The organism is Kitasatospora sp. NPDC051705 (genome assembly GCF_044453265.1).
GTDB lineage: Bacteria > Actinomycetota > Actinomycetes > Streptomycetales > Streptomycetaceae > Kitasatospora.
The window spans coordinates 1-5,645 of sequence record NZ_JBITCO010000039.1 but is presented as its reverse complement, the minus strand read 5'-3'; the positions used below and the strand labels follow the sequence as shown (position 1 = coordinate 5,645).

Genomic DNA, 5,645 nt, shown 5'->3' with positions numbered 1-5,645 from the left:
CCTCGGGCCCCCCCCGCCCCCCCCTGATCGGCCGCCCCCGGGGTGGTCTCTTTCGAAAGTCGCAGCTCTAACCGGGGCGGGGGGGGCGGGCCGGGGGGGGCCCCCCCCCCCCCCCCCCACGGGTGCCCTGATTCCTTACTTCAGCCTTTCAGCTTCCGCTCAGGAGAAGTCGCATGCCGCAGCACGACGCTTGGAAAGTCCTGTCCGCAGGAGACCGCCCGGAGGTGGTCCTCGCCGTCGACTTCGACGTGACCGGGCGGCCGGAGGCCCGCTTCACCGACCTCGCGCCGATGTTGAAGACCGGCGCGAGCCTCTGGGAGAGCCTCCCGCCAGCCGCCGGCACCGAGACCGGCATGACAGGCGAGTCCTACCTCGACCGGTGGCACCAGGGCCTCGGCGCCCAACTGCCGGAGGTGCGAGCGGTGTTCGGATACTGCGTGGGCGGCGTGTATGCGGCCGAGCTGGCCGCCCGGGTCGCGCGGACGCAGGAGCGCAGCCCCCTCGTCGTGCTCTTCGATCCCGAGCCGTCCACGGGCCCGACGCTTTTCTGGCAGTTCCACAAGGTCATGGAGTTCATGCGGTCGGTGGCCACCGACGAGGAGATCACTGCGGCCCAGGAGGCCGGGCGGATCGCCGAGTCGGGCACGACCGACCTGGGCACCCTGTGTGAGCGCCTCGTGGACCTGTTCCGACAGACAGGCGAGGTCGCGTTCGCCCGGGCCGGCCTGGACGAGATTCGTCGGACCGAGCTCTTCGCGACCTTCTCCTCGTTCATGACCTACTTGTCCGCCGCCGGCCGGTACGACGCCCTGGCCCGCTGGTCCTCGGCGGTCGCGATCACCTCGATCAGCCCGACCAGCGGCCTCAACGGTATCCGGGCCCATCTGCCCGGCAGCGAACACGAGTTGGTCTCCCGCGAGATCCGGGTCCAGGTCGAGCACGCCGAGCTGCTGCGCTCGGACGAGGTCGCGTCGGTGGTCAACGACCTGCTGTTGGAGCTCTCGTGACCGCCCTCCCCGCAGACCGCAAGGAGTCGGCGCTGTGGCTGCTCGAACAGGTGGTTCCGGGCAGTGCCGTCAACCACCTCTCGCTCGCCTTCGAGGTCGACGGACGGATCCGCCCCGACGTCCTCCAGGAGTCCATGACGCTGCTGGTCCGCCGTCATGAGGCGCTGCGGACGGTCTTCCACGCCACCGGCACTGCGCTGACGAGGACGGTCCTGCCGAGCGCCGAAGTGGTGGTCGAGTCGGCCACCGGCTCCGACCAGGAGGCCGAGGAGCTCCTCGCCGCCTTCGTGGCCCGCCCCTTCGGGCTCGACGGCCGCCTGCTCGTACGGGCCCTGCGGTTAAGCGGCCCGCAGCGGGACCACGTCTGCATCGCCGTCCACCACCTGGTCTTCGACACCATCTCCGGTGCCGTCCTGCTGACGGAGCTGGTCGAGGTCTACAACGACCTCGCGACGGGCGGCCTCCCGCGGGCCGGGCTGCTGGAGACCCGGCCGGCGCTGCCCGAGCCGCAGCCGACCGAGGCCAGCCTCGGCTTCTGGCGGGACCACCTGCGCGGATTCGATCCGAACGGGCTGGGCATGTGGGTCGGCGAACCGGAGGTCGCCGACCCGTCCCTGCGCGGGGACCAGGTGCTCCACCACCTCTCGGAGCAGGCCCGCGAGACCACCCGCAGGCTGCAGAAGGAGCTCCGCGCGCCGGAGGCCGTCATCCTGCTGGCCGCCTACTACCTGCTGCTGGCCCGGCACGGCGCCGGGCCGGACATCATCGTCGGCTCACCGGTGAGCACCCGCGGCACCCGTTATCAGGGCGCGATCGGCTACCACGTCAACGTCCTGCCGCTGCGGTGCGCCGTCGATCCGGCGAACGGCTTCGACGCCCTGGTCAAGCAGGTCCGTTCGGTGTTCATGGGCACCATCGCCAGGCTCGACGTGGCCATCGACCGGCTGCTGGAGGACATCCCGCGCACCGGTTCGTCCTGGCACAACCCGCTGTTCCGGTACGTCTTCAACTACGTTCCGGGGGAGGGCCTGCCGCCCTTCGAGATCGACGGCATGGCGGCCCGGCCGGTCCTCGTGGAGAACGGCTACAGCAAGTTCGACCTCGAATTCTTCGTGCTGTCCTCGCCGGACTCCATCGGTGTGCGGGCGGCGTACTGCGTCGAGGCGTTCGACCGGGGCGACGTGGAGGCGCTGCTGCGCCGGTACGAGCAGTTGCTCCTCGCGGTCGGCGCCGACCCCACCGCGGCGGTCGGCGGGCTGGACCTGTTCAGCGCGCCGGACCGCGAGGCCGTCGCCTCGGCCAACGACACCGTCTGCCCGGTGCGCCCCACCACGGTGCTCGAAGGCGTCCTGGAGCGGACGGCCGCCACGCCCGAGCGAACCGCCGTGGAGGACGACCTGGGGCAGACCTCCTACCGCGCGCTGCTGGCGGCGGCCCGCGACACCGCGCGGTCCCTGCGCACCACCGGGGTCGGTCCGGGCGACGTCGTCGCGCTGCTCGGACAGCGCGGCCCCGACCTGGCCGCGGCAGCGCTCGGCACCTGGCTGGCCGGCGCCGCCTACCTGCCGCTCGACCCCGGCCACCCACAGGACCGGCTCCGCTACCAGCTCACGGATTCCGGCGCGCGCGTCGTGCTGGCCGACGACCCCGCGCTGGTACCGAACGGCGCGGCAGCCGCGGTCCTACCGCTGGCTGCACCGGTCACGCCGGCCGGGGAGGCGGTCGCCGCCGCTCCGGGTGACGAACTGCCGGAGCCGGACTCCTGCGCCTACCTGATCTACACCTCGGGCTCGACCGGACGCCCCAAGGGCACCCGGATCAGCCACCGCAGCCTGGCGAACCTGGTGACCCACTTCGCCGGCCAGCTCGCGGTGACCTCCGAGGACGCCCTGCTGTGGCTGACCACCTTCTCCTTCGACATCTCCGCGCTCGAACTCTTCCTGCCCCTGCTCAGCGGAGGCCGAGTCGTGGTGGCGCCGGACCATGCACGCACCGACGGCCACGTCCTCGCCGACACGATCCTCCAGCACCGGGTCGGCATCGTCCAAGCCACCCCAACCACCTGGCGGATGGTCGTCCAAGACGCCGCTCCCGCGCTCTCCGGGTGCCGGGTGCTCTGCGGTGGGGAGCCGATGCCAGAGGAACTGGCCCGCCGGCTCGGGCAGGCGGCCGGCGAGGTGTGGAACGTCTACGGTCCCACCGAGACCACCATCTGGTCCGCGGCCGGGCGGATCGAACCGGACGGCCACGCCACGGTCACCGTCGGCCGCCCGATCGCCAACACCACCGCCTTCGTCATCGACCCGGACGGCCACGAGCTGCCGGTCGGGGTCACCGGCGAGCTGTGCCTCGCGGGCGCGGGCGTCGCGCTCGGCTACCACGACCGACCGGAGCTGACGGCGGACCGGTTCCGCCACGACGACCGGTACGGGCGCCACTACCGCACCGGCGACCTGGCGCGCTGGCTGCCCGACGGGAGGCTCCAGGTGATCGGTCGCACCGACCGCCAGGTCAAGCTGCGCGGCAACCGGATCGAGCTGGCTGAGGTCGAGTCGGTGCTGCTCGCCCACGAGGACGTGCGCACCGTCGCGGTGGTCGTGGCCGGCGACCCCAACGAGGACGGCGTGCTGGTCGCCTTCGTCGACGGGCCGGACAAGCCCGACATGGTTGACCAGCTGTGGGAGCAGGCCCGGGCCAGGCTGCCGCGCGCCGCCGTCCCCAGTGAGTTCGTCTTCGTGGACGTCCTGCCCACCACTGGCAACGACAAGATCGACTACCCGGCGCTGACCCGCCTCGCCGAGGAGCGCCGCACCGCCGGCACCGCGGCCGGGACGGACTTCGGCTCCGACGACGAGCTGCTGACTCTCCTGGTCTCACTCTGGCGCGAGCTGCTCGGCCGCGACGACGTCGACGACCGGGCGAACTTCTTCGCCAGCGGCGGCCACTCCCTGCTGGGCGCGCAGCTGGTCCAGCGGATCGAGATGGAGACGGGCCGGCGGGTCCGGCTCGCGGACGTCTTCGAGTACCCGACTCCCCATCGGCTGGCGGAGCACCTGCGCCTGGCCGACTCCCCCACCACCGACGCCGCACCGTCGGGCGCCTGATCAGACGGATTGAGGTAGTTGACGCCGATGCATGAGTCCGACAGCACCAACGCCATCCAGGACGCCACCGTTCCGGAGCCGATCGCCGTGATCGGGATGTCCTGCCGCCTCGCGCAGGCCGGGGACCCGCAGGCGTTCTGGCGGATGCTCCGCGAACAGCGGCACGGGATCACCGAGGTACCCGAGGGCCGCTGGGGCCCGTGGGCAGAGGACCTCGCCCGGATCGGTGCTCGGCTCGGCGGCTTCGTCGAGGACGTGGACCACTTCGACGCCTCGTTCTTCGGCATCTCGCCGCGCGAGGCGGAGATGATGGACCCGCAGCAGCGCCTGGCCCTCGAACTCGGGTGGGAGGCGCTGGAGGCCGCCCGGCTCACCCCGGCGGACCTAGGGCGGAGCCGGACAGGTGTCTTCGTCGGCGCGATCTCCGGGGACCACGCGGCGCTGGTGCTCCGGGGCGGCCCCGCGCTCATCACCCAGCACACGATGACGGGTGTGGAGCGCGGCCTGATCGCCAACCGGCTCTCCTACCACCTCGATCTGCACGGTCCGAGCATGACCGTCGACGCGGCGCAGGCGTCCTCGCTGGTGGCGGTGCACCTCGCGATCGAGAGCCTGCGCTCCGGCGAGTGCGAGGTCGCGTTCGCCGGCGGCGTCCACCTCAACCTCTCCCCGGAGAGCGCCCTCGCCATGGTCCGGTTCGGCGGCCTGTCCCCGGACGGGCGCTGCTATACCTTCGACGAGCGCGCCAACGGGCTGGTCCGCGGCGAGGGCGGCGGGCTGGTCCTGCTCAAGCACCTGTCCCGGGCGCTGGCGGACGGCGACCACGTGCACTGCGTAATCCGCGGCTCCGCCGTCAACAGCGACGGGGCCGGCGAGGGCCTGACCAGGCCGTCGGCCGACGCGCAGGAGGAGGTCCTGCGGCAGGCCTACCAGCGGTCCGGGGTCGATCCGTCCACCGTGGCCTACGTCGAACTGCACGGCACCGGCACGCCGGTCGGGGACCCGATCGAGGCAGCCGCGCTCGGCGCGGCCTTCGGCCCGGCGGAGCGGCGTGAGGGCCCCCTGCTCGTCGGGTCCGCGAAGACCAACGTGGGCCACCTGGAGGGTGCGGCGGGCATCACCGGGCTGATCAAGGCCGCACTGAGCATCGAGCACGATGAGCTCCCGGCGAGCCTGAACTTCGAGCGGCCGAACCCCGCGATCCCGTTCACCGACCTGAACCTCCGGATTGTGCGGGAGCCCACTGCCTGGCCGGGATCGGAGGGCCCGCGCCGCGCGGGTGTGTCCTCCTTCGGCATGGGTGGGACGAACTGTCACGTGGTGCTGGAACAGGCCCCCGCGCCCGTCGAGACCAAGCCGGCCCCCGCCGAGGAACCCACCCCGCCCGTGGTCCCGCTCGTCGTCTCCGCCCGCGACACCGACGCCCTGGGTGAACTCGTCTCCCGACTGAGCGACCTCACCGACCACCTCCCCGAGGACCGCGACCTCACCGACCTCGCCACCGCCCTCACCACCACCCGCACCCTCTTCGAAC

3 protein-coding genes are annotated in these 5,645 nt (G+C 72.4%); all 3 read left to right on the top strand.

What is annotated here, in order from left to right:
• Positions 1 to 173 precede the first annotated feature (173 nt).
• Positions 174 to 1,007 (top strand): hypothetical protein, encoded by an 834-nt coding sequence (locus tag ACIA8Q_RS31475; protein WP_396318103.1) that lies wholly within the window; start codon positions 174 to 176, stop codon positions 1,005 to 1,007.
• Positions 1,004 to 4,111 (top strand): amino acid adenylation domain-containing protein, encoded by a 3,108-nt coding sequence (locus ACIA8Q_RS31470; protein WP_396318102.1) that lies wholly within the window; start codon positions 1,004 to 1,006, stop codon positions 4,109 to 4,111. The genes ACIA8Q_RS31475 and ACIA8Q_RS31470 overlap by 4 nt, the downstream gene beginning before the upstream one ends.
• A gap of 27 nt (positions 4,112 to 4,138) precedes the next feature.
• Positions 4,139 to 5,645, top strand: a 1,507-nt coding sequence (locus ACIA8Q_RS31465; protein WP_396318101.1) for a type I polyketide synthase, incomplete at its 3' end; no start/stop codon positions are given.

What these genes read in the sequence shown, in the direction of transcription:
- ACIA8Q_RS31475 (WP_396318103.1), top strand. Translation starts at nt 174, where the DNA reads ATGCCGCAGCACGACGCTTGGAAAGTCCTGTCCGCAGGAGACCGCCCG.